Annotated in this window: 19 protein-coding genes; 14 read left to right on the plus strand and 5 right to left on the minus strand. The window is 69.6% G+C overall.

The annotated features are described in order from the left end of the window. The first annotated feature begins 436 nt into the window (after nucleotides 1-436). Nucleotides 437-1,477: a hypothetical protein gene (locus ACO073_RS21375; RefSeq protein ID WP_422000103.1), complete on the plus strand. Its 1,041-nt coding sequence runs from the start codon at nucleotides 437-439 to the stop codon at nucleotides 1,475-1,477. Between the two features lie 37 nt (nucleotides 1,478-1,514). Here the strand turns inward: ACO073_RS21375 and ACO073_RS21380 are convergent, their stop codons facing one another. From ACO073_RS21380 to ACO073_RS21390, 3 genes are all read right to left on the minus strand, one after another. Then, the gene (locus ACO073_RS21380) at nucleotides 1,515-1,916 is read right to left on the minus strand and encodes a GFA family protein (protein ID WP_422000104.1); all 402 of its coding nucleotides are present in this window, start codon (nucleotides 1,914-1,916) and stop codon (nucleotides 1,515-1,517) included. 22 nt (nucleotides 1,917-1,938) lie between these two features. Further along, nucleotides 1,939-2,523: a GNAT family N-acetyltransferase gene (locus tag ACO073_RS21385; RefSeq protein WP_422000106.1), complete on the minus strand. Its 585-nt coding sequence runs from the start codon at nucleotides 2,521-2,523 to the stop codon at nucleotides 1,939-1,941. A 307-nt stretch (nucleotides 2,524-2,830) separates the two neighbouring features. Further along, a complete protein-coding gene (locus ACO073_RS21390) occupies nucleotides 2,831-3,205 on the minus strand; it encodes a VOC family protein (protein WP_422000107.1) in 375 nt (124 codons plus the stop codon). 96 nt (nucleotides 3,206-3,301) lie between these two features. On the opposite strand from ACO073_RS21390, the gene ACO073_RS21395 reads away from it, so the two are divergent. After that, nucleotides 3,302-3,853 (plus strand): CGNR zinc finger domain-containing protein, encoded by a 552-nt coding sequence (locus tag ACO073_RS21395; RefSeq protein ID WP_422000109.1) that lies wholly within the window; start codon nucleotides 3,302-3,304, stop codon nucleotides 3,851-3,853. 6 nt (nucleotides 3,854-3,859) lie between these two features. Here the strand turns inward: ACO073_RS21395 and ACO073_RS21400 are convergent, their stop codons facing one another. After that, the gene (locus ACO073_RS21400) at nucleotides 3,860-4,720 is read right to left on the minus strand and encodes a type 1 glutamine amidotransferase (RefSeq protein WP_422000110.1); all 861 of its coding nucleotides are present in this window, start codon (nucleotides 4,718-4,720) and stop codon (nucleotides 3,860-3,862) included. Nucleotides 4,721-4,955: 235 nt separating this feature from the next. Continuing rightward, nucleotides 4,956-5,252, minus strand: coding sequence for an SCP2 sterol-binding domain-containing protein (locus ACO073_RS21405; RefSeq protein WP_422000112.1), 297 nt, complete (start codon nucleotides 5,250-5,252; stop codon nucleotides 4,956-4,958). Between the two features lie 99 nt (nucleotides 5,253-5,351). Here ACO073_RS21405 and ACO073_RS21410 point away from each other — a divergent pair, with 99 nt between their 5' ends. The 12 genes from ACO073_RS21410 to ACO073_RS21465 all read left to right on the plus strand — a co-directional run bounded on the left by ACO073_RS21410 (nucleotide 5,352) and on the right by ACO073_RS21465 (nucleotide 18,235). Further along, nucleotides 5,352-6,215: an SDR family oxidoreductase gene (locus ACO073_RS21410; RefSeq protein WP_422000113.1), complete on the plus strand. Its 864-nt coding sequence runs from the start codon at nucleotides 5,352-5,354 to the stop codon at nucleotides 6,213-6,215. A gap of 112 nt (nucleotides 6,216-6,327) precedes the next feature. Beyond that, nucleotides 6,328-7,944, plus strand: a complete 1,617-nt coding sequence (locus ACO073_RS21415; protein ID WP_422000115.1) for an acyl-CoA carboxylase subunit beta — start codon at nucleotides 6,328-6,330, stop codon at nucleotides 7,942-7,944. 2 nt (nucleotides 7,945-7,946) lie between these two features. Beyond that, entirely contained in the window at nucleotides 7,947-9,107 is a 1,161-nt protein-coding gene (locus ACO073_RS21420; protein ID WP_422000117.1) for an acyl-CoA dehydrogenase family protein, read from the plus strand. A gap of 136 nt (nucleotides 9,108-9,243) precedes the next feature. Then, entirely contained in the window at nucleotides 9,244-10,404 is a 1,161-nt protein-coding gene (locus tag ACO073_RS21425; protein WP_422000118.1) for an acyl-CoA dehydrogenase family protein, read from the plus strand. Between the two features lie 100 nt (nucleotides 10,405-10,504). Then, nucleotides 10,505-11,323 (plus strand): enoyl-CoA hydratase/isomerase family protein, encoded by an 819-nt coding sequence (locus tag ACO073_RS21430; RefSeq protein WP_422000120.1) that lies wholly within the window; start codon nucleotides 10,505-10,507, stop codon nucleotides 11,321-11,323. Continuing rightward, on the plus strand, nucleotides 11,320-11,781 hold the full coding sequence (locus ACO073_RS21435; RefSeq protein WP_422000122.1) for a cupin domain-containing protein: 462 nt from the start codon (nucleotides 11,320-11,322) through the stop codon (nucleotides 11,779-11,781). Before ACO073_RS21430 ends, ACO073_RS21435 begins: the two co-directional genes overlap by 4 nt. Then, nucleotides 11,778-13,649 carry an acetyl/propionyl/methylcrotonyl-CoA carboxylase subunit alpha gene (locus tag ACO073_RS21440; RefSeq protein ID WP_422000124.1) on the plus strand — a complete coding sequence of 624 codons (1,872 nt, stop codon included), beginning with the start codon at nucleotides 11,778-11,780 and terminating at the stop codon, nucleotides 13,647-13,649. The genes ACO073_RS21435 and ACO073_RS21440 overlap by 4 nt, the downstream gene beginning before the upstream one ends. Next, the gene (locus ACO073_RS21445; RefSeq protein WP_422000126.1) at nucleotides 13,633-14,412 is read left to right on the plus strand and encodes an ABC transporter ATP-binding protein; all 780 of its coding nucleotides are present in this window, start codon (nucleotides 13,633-13,635) and stop codon (nucleotides 14,410-14,412) included. The genes ACO073_RS21440 and ACO073_RS21445 overlap by 17 nt, the downstream gene beginning before the upstream one ends. Nucleotides 14,413-14,507: 95 nt before the next feature. Continuing rightward, the gene (locus ACO073_RS21450; RefSeq protein WP_422000128.1) at nucleotides 14,508-15,137 is read left to right on the plus strand and encodes a hypothetical protein; all 630 of its coding nucleotides are present in this window, start codon (nucleotides 14,508-14,510) and stop codon (nucleotides 15,135-15,137) included. A 10-nt stretch (nucleotides 15,138-15,147) separates the two neighbouring features. Beyond that, nucleotides 15,148-16,416: a hypothetical protein gene (locus tag ACO073_RS21455; RefSeq protein WP_422000130.1), complete on the plus strand. Its 1,269-nt coding sequence runs from the start codon at nucleotides 15,148-15,150 to the stop codon at nucleotides 16,414-16,416. Nucleotides 16,417-16,436: 20 nt separating this feature from the next. Beyond that, on the plus strand, nucleotides 16,437-17,237 hold the full coding sequence (locus ACO073_RS21460) for an ABC transporter permease (RefSeq protein ID WP_422000132.1): 801 nt from the start codon (nucleotides 16,437-16,439) through the stop codon (nucleotides 17,235-17,237). Nucleotides 17,238-17,260: 23 nt separating this feature from the next. Further along, nucleotides 17,261-18,235 carry a Bug family tripartite tricarboxylate transporter substrate binding protein gene (locus ACO073_RS21465; RefSeq protein ID WP_422000134.1) on the plus strand — a complete coding sequence of 325 codons (975 nt, stop codon included), beginning with the start codon at nucleotides 17,261-17,263 and terminating at the stop codon, nucleotides 18,233-18,235.

The raw sequence follows: 18,235 nt of genomic DNA on the forward strand, positions 1-18,235 counted from the left end.
CTCTCCCGCTTGGGGGAGAGGAGCATGAGGGAGGCAGTCGCCTTCTGATCCTTTCGAGTTCCTCTCCCCCGCTCGGGGGAGAGTTCAGGTGAGGGGGTTGCAGGAGCTGTCGAAGCCCCCTCACCCTGCCTCTCCCCCTAACGGGGGAGAGGAGCAAGAGAGAAAGTGGCGGTCGGCTTCTGATCTTCTCAGGTTCCTCTCCCCTGCTCGGGGGAGAGGTCAGGTGAGGGGGTTGCAGGAGCTGTCGAAGCCCCCTCACCCTGCCTCTCCCCCTAACGGGGGAGAGGAGCAAGAGGGAAAGTGGCGGTCGGCTTCTGATCTTCTCAGGTTCCTCTCCCCCACTCGGGGGAGAGGCCAGGTGAGGGGGTTGCACGCGCTGCCGAAGCCCCCTCACCCTGCCTCTCCCCCAACGGGGAAGAAGAGCACGAGGGAGAGCATGACCACCGCCATCTCCATCGCCAACGGCGGCTTCGCCATCGACGGCATCCCGACCTACCCGGGCCGGTCGTGGAGAGGCCGTCGCATCGAGGGCCTGCTGTTCAACAGCCGCATGGCCAACGCCATTGCCGACGACGAGAATCCGGCGACGCGCGGTGCCTGGTCCTATGCCGACGGCCCGTGGGACGCCGAGCGCAGCACGCGCGGGTTCGTCGCCGCCCTGCCCTCGTATCGCGCCCATGGCCTGCTGGCCGTCTGCCTCAACCTCCAGGGCGGCAGCCCGCAGGGCTACTCCTGGCACCAGCCCTGGAAGATCGGCGGCTTCACGTCCGACGGCACGATCAAGCCGGCCTGGGCGGCACGCCTCGCCACGGTGATCGAGGCCTGCGACGCGCTGGGCATGGTCGTGATCCTGGGTCTGTTCTACGGCAAGCAGAGCCCGACCCTGACCGACGAGGCCGCGGTGAAGGCCGCCGTGACCAACACCGTCGACTGGCTGCTGCAGCGGAAGGCGACCAACGTGCTGCTCGAGATCGGCAACGAGGTCGACCTGCCGAACGTGTTCGCCCACCCCGTCATCACCGCCGGGCGCTGCCACGAGCTGGTCGACCTTGCGAGAAAACGCGGCCAGGGCCGGCTGCTCGTCAGCACCAGCCTGATAACGCTCGACGCGCCGCCCGAGGCGCTCCTCGCCGCCTGCGATTTCCTGCTGCCGCACGGCAACGCCGTGAACGGCCCCGACGGCCCGCCGCAGTCGAGCCCGCACGGCATCCGCCTGCAGGTCGCCCGCTGGCGCGCCGGCGCGGGCTATCGCGGCCAGCCGGTCGTCTACAACGAGGACGACCATTTCGACTTCGACAAGCCCGACAACCATCTCGTGGCCGCGGTCGAGAGCGGCGCGAGCTGGGGCTACTTCGACTTCCGCCGCATCCGCGAGCGCTTCGAGGACGGCTTCCAGTCGCTGCCTGTCGACTGGACGATCTCGTCGGCCCGCAAGCGGGCATTCTTCGGGCTGCTGAAGGAGATCACCGGCGCCTGACGACCGTCTCATTCGCAGGCCGACGCCAGTTGCCCTGTTACCGGTCCGATTCCCGCGTCGTCGGCCACGCCGGCAAGTCATCGGCGATCGTCACCCAGGAAAGCATCGAGCGCGAGAAGGTGTGGTCCCGCGGCGGCACCTGTTCCGGTTCGTCCAGCGAGCAGGTGGCGATGTCGAGGTCGCCGGGCGTTCGCGTCGATTGATAGGTCAGGGTCGTGCCGCAGTCGGGACAGAAGGATCGCGTGGCATGCTCGGACGACCTGTAGCGCCGGGGCTCGGCGGCCACGAACCGCACCGAGCCCGGAGGCACGGTGAACCATGCAACGATCGGGGCTCCTGCGGCGTGGCGGCACATCGTGCAGTGACAGATCGTCTCCTTGGTCGGCTGGGCATCGATCTCGTAGCGGACCGCCCGGCAGAAGCATCCTCCTCGCAGCATCCTCTCCTCCACTCTTCGCCGGTCAGTCATGCCGCGGCGGGCGCACCATCGGCGTGAACAACGGCGAGTTGCCGACCTGGATGCGGCCGGTGACCTGAAACCCGTGGCGCTCGTAGAGCGCGACGTTGCGCGGGTTCGACGATTCGAGATAGGCGACGGCACCCTCGCGGTCGAAGAGGTCGGTGGCGTGCTTCAGCAGCCGGCTGCCGAGGCCCCTGTTCTGGTGCGCGGGATCGACGCCCAGCATGGGCAGGTACCAGTGCGGCTCCTCGGGATGGTGCGCCGCCATCTGCTTCATGACCTGCGGGCCGTCCTCGGCCGTGGCGACGTCGGCGGTGCTCATCATCAGCGCCATGATCGCGGCATCGTCCGAACCGACGCCCGGCGGCAACCACAGGGCGGCCGCCGCCGTGCCGATACGATGGGCGCTCCCGGCGGCGAACGCCGCGCCGCCGAATGCCCTCGCGAAGCGCGGAAAGGCGTCGAGGAAGGAAGCGGGCTCGGGCCAGGTCCAGCGGCTCGCCGGATCGGTGCTGAAGGCCAGCGTCAGGATGGACAGGACGGCGGACTCCTCGTCCGCCGCCGCGACGTGCACGGTCTCGGTCATGACCGCCAGCGTAGAGCGGCCCGGCCGGCCGGTCACTTGCCGGCGCTGGCCGAACGCAATCCCTGCTGGTCGGTCGCACGCGTGAGGACGGCGCGGCCGCACCGCGCCGTCCCCCACCCGCAAATCGGAGACCGGATCCGGCGAAACCCCAAGCCCGCCAGGCCCCCTTCCCACGGGCGGGAAATGAGCGCATCCGGGCCCGTTCGCAACCCGGCCTCGTCCTTCGCTCGGCGACGGCGTCCAGAATCTCGGTCAACCGGGAGCCGAGATCGAATGGGGAATGTCCCGCTCCGTCCCATCAAGAGCATCAGGATGCTGCGGTGAAAGCCTCCAGGCGATAGCCGTCGGGATCGATGGCGAACGCCGCGTAGTAGCTCGGCCCGTAGTCGGCCCGCACACCCGGCTTGCCATTGTCCTTGCCGCCGGCCTTCAGCGCCGCGGCATGGAAGGCGTCGACGGCCGCCCGGTCCCCGGCGGTGAAGCAGAAGTGCAGCCCCGATTCGCTGTCCGGCTTCACCGGCTTGGCGGTGGCGCCCAGCCAGAGCTGCACCGCCTTGGCCCCGTAGCCCAGCGAGGTCTCGCCGTCGCTCAGCAGGGTGAAGCCCAGCGGCTTCAGGGCGGCATCGTAGAACTTCCGCGAGCGCGCGATGTCGGCGACGCCGATGGAAACGTGGTCGAACACGGCATACCCTCCTTCGTTAAACTATATAACGGGTTATATGGTTAGGTCCGAGTCGGGCGCTTGTCAACCGGTCAACCGGTTACTAAGTCGGTAAGGATGGCCCGGCCCGACCTCTGCCTCGACTTCGCGAACACGCGCTACTGGCGCGGCCAGGCGATACCGACCGAGACGCTGAACGGCGCCGACGCGCTCGCGGCCTGGACGGTGGCGAACGTGACACGGGAGGCGCGGCCGCTGGCGCGACGCGAGTTCGAGCGGGCGCTCGAGGCGCGCGAGACGATCTACCGGGTGTTCGACGCCACGGCGCGCGGCAAGGCGCCGGCGGCGGCCGACCTGCAGGCGCTGAACGACCTGCTGGCGGCGGCCCCGTCGCGCACGACGCTCAGGCGCGAGCGCGGCGGCTTCTCCTGGGATGTCGACCTGCGCGGCGGCACCGCGCTCGGCCAGCTCGCGCCGGTGCTGTGGACGGCGGGCGATCTCCTGACCGGCAATCGTCTCGACCGGGTCAGGCGCTGCGCCAACCCCGAATGCGGCTGGCTGTTCCTCGACGACAGCCGCGCGGGCAAGCGGCGCTGGTGCTCGATGTCGGCGTGCGGCAACCGCGCCAAGGCGCGGCGGCACTATCACAAGAGCAAGGAAGAGGCTTAGAAGCTCTCAGCGCCTGCCCGCCGCCGGCAGCACCTCGGCGCGCAGCCAGTTGCCGAACTCGGCGCTGCGCCGTGCGGGATCGAGCACGTCGCTGCCGACGCCGTAGCGCCAGGCCAGGTCCTTGCGCGTCGGGTCGCGCGCCAGGTCGCGGAAGTCGCCGACGATTCCGGCGACCTCTTCCGGAGAGCGGGCGAGCCCTTCGCTGAGATGGCGATCGGCCCGCAGGGCGATGATGGCGGCGACCGCGGCGAAGTCGAACTCAGGATGGTACTGCACGCCCCAGAAACTGCGTCCCTCCTCCCGTACGACCGCAGCCTGCACGGCGCTGACCTCGTTCGAGGCCAGCACGGTGGCGCCCGGCGGCAGCGTCGCCACCTCGTCCTCGTGGCTGCACAGCGCGTCGAACGTTTGCTCCTTGCCGCGCAGCAGCGCGTGGCCGCGGCCCGCCTCGGTCGGACGGATGCGACGGGCGACGCCGATCTCGCGGCCGCGCGGGTTGAGATGCACGGTACCGCCCAGCGCCGTCGTCATGAGCTGCAGCCCCCAGCAGGAGCCGAAGCTCGGGACGCCGGCCTGCCAGACGGCACGGGCGAGGTCGATCTGCTCGCGGACGCTGGGCTGGTCGAGCCTGTAGACGTTGAAGGGCGATCCGGAGATCCAGACGCCGTCGAAATCGCCGAGCGCCACGCCCTGCGGCAGGCGTTCGCCGTCGGCGACATTCAGCGTGAAGGGATCGATCGTCCGACCTTGCGGCAGATGATGCCCGAGCGCTTCCAGGAAAAGCGTGTCGTAGCGCCGGCTTCCCTCGGCGGCGACGCGCTGCAGCAGGGCGTCGGGCGAGCAGTTCAGGATCAGCAGACGCAGCATCGGTTCGCCCTGCGCCCCAGTGCCGGCAGTGACGGCATTCACCACCTGTAGTGGATCGCGCCAACGCCCCATGGAGCGCAAAAATACCAGCTGTTGATTCGCCGCCCGTTGGCCGCCCTCACCGGCGGCCGACGTCCGTGGGCTTGCATCGTATGATAACTTCCGTTATCATGCGTTGGCGTCGGACGGGTCGAACGCTAGGGCCGCTCGCTCCGCCCGGACGACCGCCGCAAGGTCAGCGCAGGATGCTCTGCAGCTTCATGGCGACGCCCATGTCGCCTTCGATCTTGAGCTTGCCGGTCATGAACGCCGTCATGCCGTCGAGCTTGCCGCCGATCATGTCGGCGAAGTCGCCGAAATCCATCCTGAGCGTGCAGTCGGCGGCCTTGTCCTCGTTGCTGACGGCCGGCGGATTCTGGTTGCCGTCGATGTAGACGACGCCCTGGTCGGTGGAGAACTTGACGGTGTTGCCGAAGGCCGACTTCTTCGAGGCGCCTTCCTTCATTTTCGCGGTGACTTCGTCCAAGGTCATGTTGGGTTCCTCCAGTCGGCCAGTGGTGAGGGGCTTACTTGACCTTTACGTAAACGTCAAATAGAGGCCGATAAACGGCTGTTCAGGCCGGGAGGAAGCATGTCGTACCGCTCGGTCTTCAAGCCGGGACTGTTCAACGGCCAGACCTTCGTCGTCACCGGCGGCGGCAGCGGCATCGGCCGCTGCACGGCGCACGAGCTCGCGGCGCTGGGCGGTCACGTGGTCATCACCGGCCGCAAGCCCGACAAGCTGGCAACCGTCCAGGGCGAGATCGAGGCGGCCGGCGGCACCTGCGAGACGCACGCCTTCGACATCCGCGAGGAAGCGCAGGTCAAAGAGGCGATCGCAACGATCATCCGGAAGAACGGCCGCATCCACGGCCTGTTCAACAACGCCGGCGGCCAGTTCCCCTCGCCCGCCGCCGCCATGAGCGCCAAGGGCTTCGACGTGGTGGTGCGCAACAACCTCACCGGCGGCTTCATCGTCAGCCGCGAGGTCTTCACCCAGTCGATGGAGGCGAACGGCGGCGCGATCGTCAACATGGCGGCCGACTTCCGCAACGGCTTCCCCAACATGGCGCATACCGGTGCGGCGCGCGCCGGCATGGTGAACCTCACCATGACGCTGGCGCACGAATGGGCCTATGCCGGCGTGCGGGTGAACGCCGTGTCGCCGGGCTGGATCGCCTCGTCGGGCATGGACACCTACCAGGGCGAGTTCAAGGAGCAGATACCCAAGCTCAAGGGCTACTGCCCGCTGGGCCGGCTCGGCACCGAGAGCGAAGTGTCGGCCGCGGTCTGCTTCCTGCTCAGCGACGCCGCGGGCTACATCACCGGCACGGAGCTGCGCATCGACGGCGGCACGCCGCTCGGCAACCGCTCGATGGCGCTGCGCCCCGTCGAGCGCCTCAACGAGTTCAACGGCTTCCACCTCGCGGTGCGGCCCAAGGTTTTGGGCGGCTAGGCATGGAGTCACACGTGCCCGCTACCCACCAACTGTCATCCCGAGCGCAGCGAGGGACCTTTCCTGCGGCCTCAAAGGCCCCTCGCTCCGCTCGGGGTGACAGGTCCTGACCATGCCGATCATCGAAAGCCAGGTCGACCGCAGCAGCGAGGACTACGCGAAGAACCGCGAGCGCATGCTGGCCGCCATCGCCGAGTTCCGTGACGCCGAGAGGAGCGTGCAGGCCGCCTCGGAGAAGGCGCGGGAGCGCTTCGCCCAGCGCAAGCAGCTCATGCCGCGCGAGCGCATCGCGCTCCTGCTCGACCGCGGCGCGCCCTTCCTCGAGCTGATGCCGCTGGCCGGCTACCGCATGCACGACGACAAGGACGGATCGAGCGCCGGCGGCGGCTCCGTCGCGGGCATCGGTTATGTCGAGGGCGTGCGCTGCGTCGTGACCGCCTCGAACTCCGCCATCAAGGGCGGCACGGTGGCGCCATCCGGCCAGCGCAAGGGCCAGCGCGTGCAGCAGATCGTGATGGAGAACAAGCTGCCGGTGGTGAACCTGGTCGAATCGGGCGGCGCCAACCTCCTCTACCAGGCCGAGATCTTCGTGCCCGGCGGCCGCGGCTTCGCCAACCAGGCGCGCATGTCGGCGCGCGGCATCCCGCAGGTCACCGTGGTGCACGGCTCGTCGACGGCAGGCGGCGCCTACCTGCCCGGCCTCTCCGACTACGTCATCATGGTGCGCAACCAGGCCAAGGTGTTCCTGGCCGGCCCGCCGCTGCTCAAGGCCGCGACCGGCGAGATCGCCACCGACGAGGAGCTGGGCGGCGCGGAGATGCACGCCACAGTGTCCGGCGTCGCCGAGTGGATGGCCGAGGACGATGCCGACGGCATCCGGCTGGCGCGCGAGGTCATCGCCACATGGCACTGGAACGACAGGCTGCCGCCGCGCGCGAAGCGGTCGTTCAAGGAGCCGCTGTACGACATCGACGAGCTCTGCGGGGTCGTGCCGCCCTCGCACAAGGATCCCTACGACGTGCGCGAAGTGATCGCCCGCCTGGTCGACGGCTCGGACTTCCTCGAGTTCAAGGGCCTCCACGACCAGCAGACGATCTGCGGCTGGGCGGAAATCGAAGGCGAGCCGGTCGGCCTGATCGGCAACAACGGCCCGATCACCACCAAGGGCGCGGTGAAGGCCGCGCAGTTCATCCAGCTCTGCTGCCAGCAGGGCACGCCGATCGTCTACCTGCAGAACACGACCGGCTACATGGTGGGCACCGAGGCCGAGCGCGGCGGCATCGTCAAGCACGGCTCCAAGATGATCCAGGCGGTGGCCAACGCCACCGTGCCGCAGATCACCATCGTGATCGGCGGCAGCTTCGGCGCCGGCAACTACGGAATGTGCGGCCGCGCCTACGATCCCCGCTTCATCTTCGCCTGGCCCAACAGCCGTACCGCCGTGATGGGCGGCGAGCAGGCGGCCGGCGTGATGAAGACCGTGACCGAGCAGAAGTTCCAGCGCGAAGGCAAGGAGCCGCCCGCGGAGCAGATCGACAGGATGTTCAAGTCGATCGTCGAGCAGTTCGAGCGCGAATCGACGGCGCTCTACGGCACGGCGCACCTGTGGGACGACGGCATCATCGATCCGCGCGACACGCGCCGGGTGCTGGCCTTCACCCTGTCGATCGCCCGCGAATCCATGGTCCGGCCGCTCAATCCCATCACCTTCGGCGTCGCGAGGATGTAGCCATGAAGTTCACGCCCGAGCACGAGGCGCTGCGCCAGACCTGGAAGACGCTGATCGATCGCGAGATCAATCCGCATGTCGACGAATGGGAGCAGGCCGGCGCCTTCCCCGCCCACGAGCTGTTCAAGAAGATGGGCGATGCCGGGCTGCTGGGCGTCGACAAGCCGGTCGAGTATGGCGGCTCGGGCCTCGACTTCTCCTACGCCATGATCTGCTCGGAATCGCTCGGGCTGGTGAACGGCGGCTCGATCCCGATGGCGACCGGCGTGCAGATCTCGATGGCGACGCCGGCGCTCGCCCGCTACGGCAGCGACGAGCTGCGCCGGGAGTTCCTCGCCCCCTCGATCAGCGGCGACTACGTCGCCTGCCTCGGCGTGTCGGAGACCGGCGCGGGCTCCGACGTCGCCTCGATCAGGACGACCGCGCGCCGGGTCGGCGGCGACTGGGTCATCGACGGCGGCAAGATGTGGACGACCAACGGCGCCCAGGCCGACTGGATGTGCGTGCTCGCCAATACCGGCGACGGCCAGGTGCACAAGAACAAGTCGCTGATCGTGGTCCCGATGAAGACTCCGGGCGTGCAGATCGTGAAGAAGCTCGACAAGCTCGGCATGCGCGCCTCGGACACGGTGCAGACTTTCTTCGACGGGGTGAAGGTGCCGGTGCGCTACACGATCGGCGAGCCGGGCTCGGGCTTCATCTACCAGATGCAGCAGTTCCAGGAGGAGCGGCTGTGGGCAGGCGCCGGCACCCTGATGGGCTGCGACCGCATCATCAACGCCACCATCGAGTATACGCGCGAGCGCAAGGTGTTCGGGAAGCCGCTGCTCGACAACCAGGTCATCCACTTCCGCCTGGCCGAGCTCAAGAGCGAGGTCGAGGCGCTGCGGTCCCTCGTCTATCGCGCCTGCGAGGAGTATCTCGCCGGCACCGACGTCACCATGCTGGCCTCGATGGCCAAGCTGAAGGCCGGTCGGCTGCGCCGCGAGGTCTCCGACGCCTGCCTGCAATACTGGGGCGGCGCCGGCTACCTCTGGGACAATCCCGTCGCCCGCAGCTACCGCGACGGCCGCCTCGGCTCGATCGGCGGCGGCGCCGACGAGGTGATGCTGCAGATCATCTCGAAGCTCATGGGCACGCTCCCGCGGCTGGGCAATCGATGACTAAAACCGCTCGACATTCATATTCCTCTCCCCCGCTAGGGGGAGAGGCTAGGAGAGGGGGCATCAACGAATGCCTGCAACCCCCTCTCCCAACCTCTCCCCCTATCGGGGGAGAGGAGAAAGACTGAGGAACGCCATGCACTTCACCCCCGAACACGCCGAGATCCGCCGCACGCTGCGCGCCATTGTCGACAGGGACATCAACCCGCACGTCGACCAGTGGGAGCAGGACGGCATCTTCCCCGCCCACGAGGTGTTCAAGAAGCTGGGCGATGCCGGGCTGCTCGGCATCAACAAGCCGACCGAATATGGCGGCATGGGGCTCGACTATTCCTATGCCATGGTGATGGCCGAGGAGCTCGGCCACATCAATTGCGGCTCGGTGCCCATGGCGATCGGCGTGCAGACCGACATGGCGACGCCGGCGCTCGCCCGCTACGGCAGCGACGAGTTGCGCCGGGAGTTCCTCGCCCCCTCGATCGCCGGCGACTATGTCGCCTGTCTCGGCGTGTCGGAGGTCGGCGCCGGCTCCGACGTCGCCTCGCTCAAGACCACCGCAAGGAAAGTTGGCGGCGACTGGGTGGTCAACGGCGGGAAGATGTGGACGACCAACGGCACCCAGGCCGACTGGATGTGCCTGCTCGCCAACACCGGCGAAGGCCCGGTCCACAAGAACAAGTCCTTGATCGTGGTGCCCATGAAGACCCCGGGCGTCCAGGTCGTGAAAAAGCTCGACAAGCTCGGCATGCGCTCGTCCGACACCGCCCAGATCTTCTTCGACGAGGTGAAGGTGCCGGTGCACCACACGATCGGCCAGGAGGGCATGGGCTTCGTCTACCAGATGCAGCAGTTCCAGGAGGAGCGGCTGTGGGGCGCCATCAGCGCGGTCGTCGGCATGGAGCGGCTGATCGACCAGACGGTCGAATACACGCGCGAGCGCAAGGTGTTCGGCCGGCCGCTGCTCGACAACCAGGTGATCCACTTCAAGCTGGCCGAGTTCCGCACCGAGGTCGAGCTGGTGCGCTCGCTCTGCTACCGCGCCTGCGAGGAGTATCTCGACGGCCAGGACGTCACCATGCTGGCCTCGATGGCGAAGCTGAAGGCCGGCCGCATGCTGCGCCTGGTGACCGACGGCTGCCTGCAATACTGGGGCGGCGCCGGCTATCTCTGGGAATCGCCGACCGCCCGGTCGTTCCGCGATTCGCGCCTGGCCTCGATCGGCGGCGGCGCCGACGAGGTCATGCTGCAGATCATCGCCAAGCTGATGGGCACCCTGCCGCGGCTGGAGAACCGATGAGTTCATTGCTGGGGGCGCGCCACTCCAGTGGCGCGATCATCTCCTGTCTCGACGAAGACGCGCGACTGGAGTCGCGCGCCCCCAGCAATAAGGAAGGGAAATGACCGACTTCGCCCCCCAGTACGAAACCCTGCTGCTGCGCCGCGAGCGTTCGCGGCTGCACGTCACGCTGAACCGGCCGCAGGTCAAGAACGCGCTGAACCCGACCCTGATCGGCGAGCTGCGCGCGGTGTTCGGCATCCTGCGCGAGCGGCGCGACATCAAGGTCGTGATCCTGCGCGGCGCCGGCGGCACCTTCTGCGCCGGTGCCGACCTCCGGAACATGGAGCAGAGCCTCGGCCAGCCGCCGCGGCCCGGCGAGAAGGACCCGGTCGCGCTGAACAACCGGGAATACGGCACCTTCCTCGAGATGGTGAACACCACACCGCAGGTCGTCGTGGCGGCGGTCGAGGGCTATGCCATCGCCGGCGGCTTCGGCCTGCTCTGCGTCTCCGACGTCGCGATCTGCACCGAGGACGCGGGCTTCGCCATGAGCGAGACCGCGATCGGCATCGTGCCGGCGCAGATCGCCCCCTTCGTCGCCGCCCGCATCGGCGTGCCCCAGACGCGCCACCTCGCGCTGACCGCGGCCCGCTTCAAGGGACCGGAGGCGCTGCGGCTCGGCATCGTCCACCACCTCGTGAAGGACTCGGCGGCGCTCGACACGAGGCTCGAGGAAGTGTTGAAGCAGGTCGATCGCTGCGCCCCGCTGGCCAACGCGCTGACCAAGGCCGTGGTCATGAAGGTCGGCACCGAGCCCCTGTCGGCGGTGCTCGACTTCGCCGCCGACCGGTTCGCCGAGGCCCGCCGCAGCCCCGAGGCGGCCGAGGGCCTGCGCGCCTTCGCCGAGAAGCGGCCGCCCAGGTGGGCGGTCGAATGATCGCCGCCCGCGCGCTCGACCTTCCGGCCCGCACCGGATCGGATTACCCCTCGCCGCACGATCGGCCGTGCCAGGCCCGCATCCGGCGGGCGCTCGGCGACGCCTTCGGGCTCTCGCAGTTCGGCGTCAACCTGCTCGACCTGACCCCCGGCACCTGGTCCTCTCAACGGCACTGGCACGAGCGCCAGGACGAGTTCGTCTATGTGCTGGAAGGCGAGGTCGTGCTGGTAACGGACGAGGGCGAGACCGTGCTGACGGCGGGAATGACGGCGGGCTTTCGCGCCGGCTCGGGCAACGGCCATCATCTCGTCAATCGCTCGCAGGCCATCGCGCGCGTGCTGGAGGTCGGCACCCGCACCGTCGAGGAAGTGGCGCACTACTCCGACATCGACATGATGGTCCGCGAGGACGCCGAGGGCTGGGCCTATTCCACCAAGGACGGGCGGCCCCTGAAATGAGCTTCTCCACCATCCTGGTCGCCAACCGCGGCGAGATCGCCTGGCGCGTCATGCGCACGGCGAAGGCGATGGGCTACCGCACCGTCGCGGTCTATTCCGACGCCGACAGGGACGCCCCGCACGTTTCCTTTGCCGACCAGGCCGTGCGCATCGGCCCGCCGCCGGTTGGCGAGAGCTATCTCGACATCGGCCGCATCCTCGAGGCGGCCCGCGCCTCCGGCGCCGACGCCGTCCACCCCGGCTACGGCTTCCTGTCGGAGAACGAGGCCTTCGCCCGGGCCTGCGAGGCCGCCGGGCTGGTCTTCATCGGGCCGCCCCCCGCGGCCATCGCCGCCATGGGCAACAAGGCCGCCGCCAAGCGCCGCATGATCGAGGCCGGCGTGCCCTGCGTGCCGGGCTACCAGGGCGCCGCCCAGGACGACGCCACGCTCGAGCGCGAGGCGCAGCGGATCGGCCTGCCGGTGATGGTGAAGGCAGCGGCCGGCGGCGGCGGGCGCGGCATGCGTCTGGTCGAGCAGGCGGCCGACCTCGCCGAGGCGATCCGCACGGCCCGGTCCGAGGCCGAGAGCGCCTTCGGCTCGGGCGAGCTGATCCTCGAGAAGGCCGTCGTCGACGCCCGCCATGTCGAGATCCAGGTCTTCGCCGACGCCCATGGCAACGTCATCCATCTCGGCGAGCGCGACTGTTCGCTGCAGCGCCGCCATCAGAAGGTCGTCGAGGAAGCCCCCTCGCCGGCCGTCGACGCCGGCCTGCGCGGCCGCATGGGCGCGGCCGCCGTCGCCGCCGCCCGCGCCATCGGCTATCGCGGCGCCGGCACCGTCGAGTTCCTGCTGGGCGGCGACGGCGCCTTCTATTTCCTGGAGATGAACACGCGCCTGCAGGTCGAGCATCCGGTGACCGAGATGATCACCGGCCAGGATCTCGTCGCCTGGCAGCTCGGCGTCGCCGCCGGCGGCAAGCTGCCCCTGGCGCAGGACGAGGTGACCTTTGCCGGCCATGCGATCGAGGTCCGGCTCTACGCCGAGGATGCCTATGCCGGCTTCCTGCCGCAGACCGGCCGCGTCGACGTGTGGCGGCCGGCGACGGGCCCGGGCGTGCGCATCGATCATGGCATGAAGGAAGGGCTTGCGATCTCGCCCTTCTACGATCCCATGATCGCCAAGGTGATCGCCCACGGGGCGACCCGGGACCAGGCGCGGGTGCGGCTCCTTCAGGCGTTGCGTGAGACCGTGGTGCTGGGCCCGATCACCAACCGGCATTTCCTGATCCGGCTGCTGGAGCATCCCGAATTCGCCGCCGGAGAAGCGACGACGGCCTTCCTCGGCCAGCACGCCTTCCCCGCCCCGACCGTGAGCGATGCGCACTGGCAGCTCGCCGCGACCCTGCTGTGGCGGCAATCCGCGGACCGCTATCCGGCGGCGCTGCGCGGCTGGCGCAACTCCAACCCGGAACCGACGCCGATCCGGCTGGCCATCGGGAGCAGCGAACGCCTCCTGCAGGTGACCGGCGGCGAGCCCGTCGGGGACGGCGTGCGGCACCATGTCGACGGCGACGATATCGTCGTCGATCTCGACGGCTTCACCGTGCGCTTCACCGACCGGACCTGGGCGCCGCCCGCGGCGGCGGCGGGAGGCAGCGACGGCCGGCTGCGCGCGCCGATGGACGGACGCATCGTCGCGGTGAAGGTGGCGCCGGGCGACAGCGTCGCGCGCGGCCAGACCCTGGTCGTGCTCGAGGCCATGAAGATCCAGCACCAGCTCAAGGCGGGCGTCGACGCCCGCATCGACTCGGTGACGGTGAGCGAGGGCCAGCAAGTGTCCAATCGCGCGATCCTGCTGACGATGACGCAAGATGCCCCTACATCTTGAGAAGATCTCCCATCGCTACGGGCCCGTGGAGGCGCTGTCCGAGGTTTCCCTCGACATCGCCGACGGCGAGACGGTGGCGCTGATCGGCCCCTCGGGCTGCGGCAAGTCCACCCTGCTCGGCATCGCGGGCGGCCTGCTCGCCCCGACCTCGGGCGCCGTCAACTGGTCGGGCGCGCCGCCCGCCGATTCCCTCAACCCCTTCACCTACGTCTTCCAGGACTTCGCCCTGCTGCCGTGGCGCAGCGTCGCCGACAATGTCGGCCTGGCGCTGGAGCACCGGCCGCTCTCGGCGGCCGAGCGGCGCGAGCGCGTCGCCTCGGCGCTGGCGCTGACCGGCCTCACCGAGTTCGCCGCGGCCTATCCCAAGCAGCTCTCCGGCGGCATGCGCCAGCGCGTCGGGATCGCCCGCGCCCTGGTCGTGCGGCCGGCCGTGCTGCTGCTCGACGAGCCGCTCTCGGCGCTCGACGCCCAGACGCGCGAGCTCCTGATGGAAGACCTGCTGAAGATCTGGGCGCGCGAGAAGAGCACGCGCCTCTACGTCACCCACAATCTCGAGGAGGCGGCGCGGCTCGCCGACCGCGTCGTCGTCCTGTCGCGCCGGCCCGGCCGGGTCCGCGAGATCGTGCCGATCGAGGTGCCGGTGCGCGAGCGCGGCCGGCCCGAGCATGCCGGCTTGCTGCGCGCGGTTCACGACCGTCTGTGGTCGCTGATCCGCGACGAGGCGGCGACGGCGGACCGGGAGATCCAGCCCATCGCCTCGTGAGGCGGGTTGAGTCTGTGCTGTGATCACGCCTGGCGGCGGCTTGACGCCGGCATGGACCCTCCGGATGCTTCCCGGACCTGCTGCGGAGCGCCTGCTTGGACTCCCTCGATACGCTCCTGCTGATGCGCATGGCCGAGCGGCTGCTCGGCCTCCTGGCCGGTGCGCTCAGCATCGTGCTGGGCTACGGCCTCTTCATCCGGCTGCCCGAGAAGACGGATTCCAGCGGCAAGGTCGTGCTGCCGGGCGGGATCAGCATCTGGATGTCGCGCGTCGGGCCGGGCCTGTTCTTCGCGCTGTTCGGCGCCGCCATCATCGCCTACTCCTTCACCAGCACCGTCAAGGTGACCGACGAGCAGCTGCTCGCGCCGCCGGCCGGCAAGCCGACGGCCGAGGCGGCGACGATCCGGCGCCAGGAGGTCGGCGCCATGTCCGACCGCTCGTCGCCCACGCCGTCGGCGGAGGAGCGCGAGCAGTCGCTGGTGCGGCTGCGCGGCGCGATGGCTGACCTCAACGCCGCCATCGAGCGGCTGGATCGCGACGACCGGGAGCAGCGCCTGGTCGCCGGCCTGCAGAACGCCAAGCTGCTCCTGCTGCGCAGTTCCTGGCAGCCCCGCTGGGGCGACCCGGCGCGTTTCCAGTCGTGGATCAACAGCGGCGCCAGACCGCCCGCCCCCGCCGGACTCGACGAGCCCGCCGGCCTCTACCTCGCGGGTCCCGCACGATGAGGAGATCGTCATGCGCGTCATCCTCGCCCTTCTGTTCCTGCTGGCGACCGCCGCGACGGCGCGTGCCGAATGCGCCCCGGCGCACGACTGGAGCGGCTTCTATCCCGCCGAGGCCCTCGACCGGGTCGCCCGGCGCTCGACCCCGGGACTGAAGTCGAATTTCGACGAAGTCCTGCTGCCGCGGCTGACCGACCGCGAACGCCGCGCGCTTGGGCCGGTCCGGCTGGATCTCGGCCAGCGCGAGGACCGCGGACATCCGATGAACTTCTACGCCACATCCGACGGCCGGATCGTGCTGCCGCTGTCGTCGGTGAAGCTGGTGAGCGACCTCATGCTGGCGCTGGCCTGGTACAACCGCCATCGCCTGCCCGAGCAGAAGGTCTACGACTATGCCGCGATGCTGGCCTGGCGCGGCCCCTCGCCCGACGGGGTTCGCGCCCTGCCCCTGCCGACCCTGGGCGTGCCGGACGGCGACGCCGAGCCTGCGGTCGAGGCGCTCTTCCAGAAGCTGTACGGCACCACCATGGTCTTCATCATGGCGCACGAGGTCGGCCACCTCTTCCACCGCCATCGCGCCACCACCGACACCGCACGCTCCCAGGGCCAGGAGAACGAGGCCGACGCCTTCGCCGTCGAGCTGATGGCGCGCCTCGGCGCGGCGCCGATCGGCATCGGCTTCTACTTCACGCTGGCCGCGCCCTTCGCCTGCGCCGAGCGCAGCACCCATCCCCTGTCCGGCGCCCGCGTCGGCCGCCTCGTCACGTCCCTGCGCGGCAGCACCGACCAGTTCACGCGGGACAAGCCGTCGCCGTCGCGCGAGCGCGCGCTGATCGAGAGCATCGCCCAGGACCTTGGCCGCGTGGCGACGCTCCTCGACGATCCCGACATCCGCCAGTCGACGCGGCTGGTCGGCCTGTCGTCGCGCGCCACGAGCTTCTCGCCTGCCAGACCCGGCGGCGATCGGCAGGGCCTCGCCCGCCAGGCGTTCGAGGGCGACTATGTCGGCCAGTGGACGGACGCCAAGGGCACGTCGCTCGACTTCCGCATGCGGCTGACCCGCCAGGGCGCCACGGTGCGCGGCTCCTACGAGTTCGGCATGGGCGCCGCCGAGCTCGAAGGGACGGTGACGGGCGACCAGCTCGACTATGCCTGGCGCTGGGGACGCGACTATTTCGGCCGCGGGCGCATGCGCAGCCTGGCCGACGGCGCCCTGCAGGGCACCTGGGGCTACACGCGCCGCAGCGAGGGCGGCGGCACGCTGAGCGCCGCGCCGCGCTGAATCGTGATACAGGGGGCGCCATGTCCGACCCCCTCGCCGCCCGCCGGGCCGTCCCCTTTCGCGGCGGCGGCTTCGCGCCGGCGCCGCGACGCATCCTGCCGTGGATCGTCTTCGTCCTGCTGATCGCCCTCTGGCAGGCGGCTTCCAGCGGCGGCCTGCTCTCGCCGCTCTTCATGCCGAGCCCCGCGACCGTCGTGCGCGCGCTGGCCGAGCTGTGGCTGGACGGCACGCTGGTCGAGCACGTCACGGCGTCGCTGCAGCGCATCATCCCGGGCTGGATCGTCGGCACCGCGGCGGGCCTGGCGGCGGGCCTCGCCATGGGCATCTTCTCGTCCGCCCGCGCGGCCGGCCTGCCGATCGTCTCGGCCCTGTTCCCGATCCCCAAGATCGCGCTCCTGCCGCTCCTCATCCTCTGGTTCGGCATCGGCGAACCGTCGAAGGTGGCGACCATCGCCCTCGGCGTCTTCTTCCCGACCGTGATCGCCGCCTACAGCGCCTGCGATTCGGTGCCGCGCAACCTCATCCGGATGGGCCAGAGCTTCGGCCTGCCGGCCCACGACATCGTCGCCAAGATCATCCTGCCCGGCGCCATGCCCGGCATCCTGGCGGGCTTCCGCATCTCGGCCTCGGTGGCCCTCCTCCTGGTCGTGGCCGCCGAGATGATCGGCGCCCAGCACGGGATCGGCGCCTTCGTCCTGGCCGCCGGCAACCTGATGCAGACCGACCAGCTCCTCGCCGGGGTGGTCATGCTGTCGATCCTCGGACTTTTGATCTCCTGGGCCCTTGGCAGGGTCGAGCGTTCCGTGCTGCGCTGGCGCTGACAAAAAGAGCATCAGGAGAGGAAATGTCCATCAAGCGTCGGATCGCCCTTGCGGCGATCGCTGTCTGCCTGTCCGTGCCGGCCTTCGGGCAGGCCTATCCGGCCAAGCCCATCACCATGATCGTGCCGTTCGCCGCGGGCGGCCCGACCGATGCGCTGGCGCGCATCCTCGGCGAGAGGATGGCCAAGGAGCTCGGCCAGCAGATCATCATCGAGAACGTGACCGGCGCGGCCGGAACCATCGCCATGGCCAAGCTCGCCCGCGCCGCGCCGGACGGCTACACGATCGGCATCGGCCATCTCGGCACCAACGTCGCCAACGCCGTGATCTACACCAAGCTCGGCTTCGACCTTCTGGGCGACCTCGAGCCGATCACCCGCCTGCCGGCCAACCCGATGCTCGTCGTGTCGTCGACCGCCGTGCCCGCCAAGACGCTGAAGGAACTGGTCGACTACCTGAAGGCCAATCCCGACAAGGTGTCGGGCGGCACCGCGGGGATGGGCTCGGGCTCCCATCTCGGCGCGCTCGAGTTCAACAAGGCCACCGCGGCCAAGTACCAGCTCGTGCCCTATCGCGGCACCGGCCCGGCCATGCAGGACCTGATCGCCAACCAGATCCAGGTCATGGTCGACCAGTCGTCCAACGCGCTGCCGCAGGCCCAGGCCGGCAAGATCCGCGCCTACGCCGTCACCTCGGCCCGGCGCTCACCGGCCATGCCGGACATCCCGACCGCCGCCGAGGCGGGCTTCCCGATGGAGATCGCCATCTGGAACGGGCTGTGGGCGCCCAAGGGAACGCCGGCGGCCATCGTCGACAAGCTCGCCGCCGCGGCGACCGCCGCCCTGGCGGAACCGGCAGTGCGCAAGCGCATGCAGGAGCTCGGCATGGACCTGCCGACGGCGAACGAGATGAAGCCGGCCGCGTTCGCCGCCTTCCAGAAGGCCGAGTTCGCCAAGTGGAAGCCGATCCTCGAGGCCGCTGGAGTCAAGGTCGAGTGA

The organism is Reyranella sp. (assembly GCF_965229815.1).
Classification (GTDB): Bacteria; Pseudomonadota; Alphaproteobacteria; order Reyranellales; family Reyranellaceae; genus Reyranella.

What these genes read in the sequence shown, in the direction of transcription:
- ACO073_RS21375 (WP_422000103.1), top strand. Translation starts at nt 437, where the DNA reads ATGACCACCGCCATCTCCATCGCCAACGGCGGCTTCGCCATCGACGGC.
- ACO073_RS21380 (WP_422000104.1), bottom strand. Translation starts at nt 1,916, where the DNA reads ATGCTGCGAGGAGGATGCTTCTGCCGGGCGGTCCGCTACGAGATCGAT.
- ACO073_RS21385 (WP_422000106.1), bottom strand. Translation starts at nt 2,523, where the DNA reads ATGACCGAGACCGTGCACGTCGCGGCGGCGGACGAGGAGTCCGCCGTC.
- ACO073_RS21395 (WP_422000109.1), top strand. Translation starts at nt 3,302, where the DNA reads ATGGCCCGGCCCGACCTCTGCCTCGACTTCGCGAACACGCGCTACTGG.
- ACO073_RS21400 (WP_422000110.1), bottom strand. Translation starts at nt 4,720, where the DNA reads ATGCTGCGTCTGCTGATCCTGAACTGCTCGCCCGACGCCCTGCTGCAG.
- ACO073_RS21405 (WP_422000112.1), bottom strand. Translation starts at nt 5,252, where the DNA reads ATGACCTTGGACGAAGTCACCGCGAAAATGAAGGAAGGCGCCTCGAAG.
- ACO073_RS21410 (WP_422000113.1), top strand. Translation starts at nt 5,352, where the DNA reads ATGTCGTACCGCTCGGTCTTCAAGCCGGGACTGTTCAACGGCCAGACC.
- ACO073_RS21415 (WP_422000115.1), top strand. Translation starts at nt 6,328, where the DNA reads ATGCCGATCATCGAAAGCCAGGTCGACCGCAGCAGCGAGGACTACGCG.
- ACO073_RS21420 (WP_422000117.1), top strand. Translation starts at nt 7,947, where the DNA reads ATGAAGTTCACGCCCGAGCACGAGGCGCTGCGCCAGACCTGGAAGACG.
- ACO073_RS21425 (WP_422000118.1), top strand. Translation starts at nt 9,244, where the DNA reads ATGCACTTCACCCCCGAACACGCCGAGATCCGCCGCACGCTGCGCGCC.
- ACO073_RS21430 (WP_422000120.1), top strand. Translation starts at nt 10,505, where the DNA reads ATGACCGACTTCGCCCCCCAGTACGAAACCCTGCTGCTGCGCCGCGAG.
- ACO073_RS21435 (WP_422000122.1), top strand. Translation starts at nt 11,320, where the DNA reads ATGATCGCCGCCCGCGCGCTCGACCTTCCGGCCCGCACCGGATCGGAT.
- ACO073_RS21440 (WP_422000124.1), top strand. Translation starts at nt 11,778, where the DNA reads ATGAGCTTCTCCACCATCCTGGTCGCCAACCGCGGCGAGATCGCCTGG.
- ACO073_RS21445 (WP_422000126.1), top strand. Translation starts at nt 13,633, where the DNA reads ATGCCCCTACATCTTGAGAAGATCTCCCATCGCTACGGGCCCGTGGAG.
- ACO073_RS21455 (WP_422000130.1), top strand. Translation starts at nt 15,148, where the DNA reads ATGCGCGTCATCCTCGCCCTTCTGTTCCTGCTGGCGACCGCCGCGACG.
- ACO073_RS21460 (WP_422000132.1), top strand. Translation starts at nt 16,437, where the DNA reads ATGTCCGACCCCCTCGCCGCCCGCCGGGCCGTCCCCTTTCGCGGCGGC.
- ACO073_RS21465 (WP_422000134.1), top strand. Translation starts at nt 17,261, where the DNA reads ATGTCCATCAAGCGTCGGATCGCCCTTGCGGCGATCGCTGTCTGCCTG.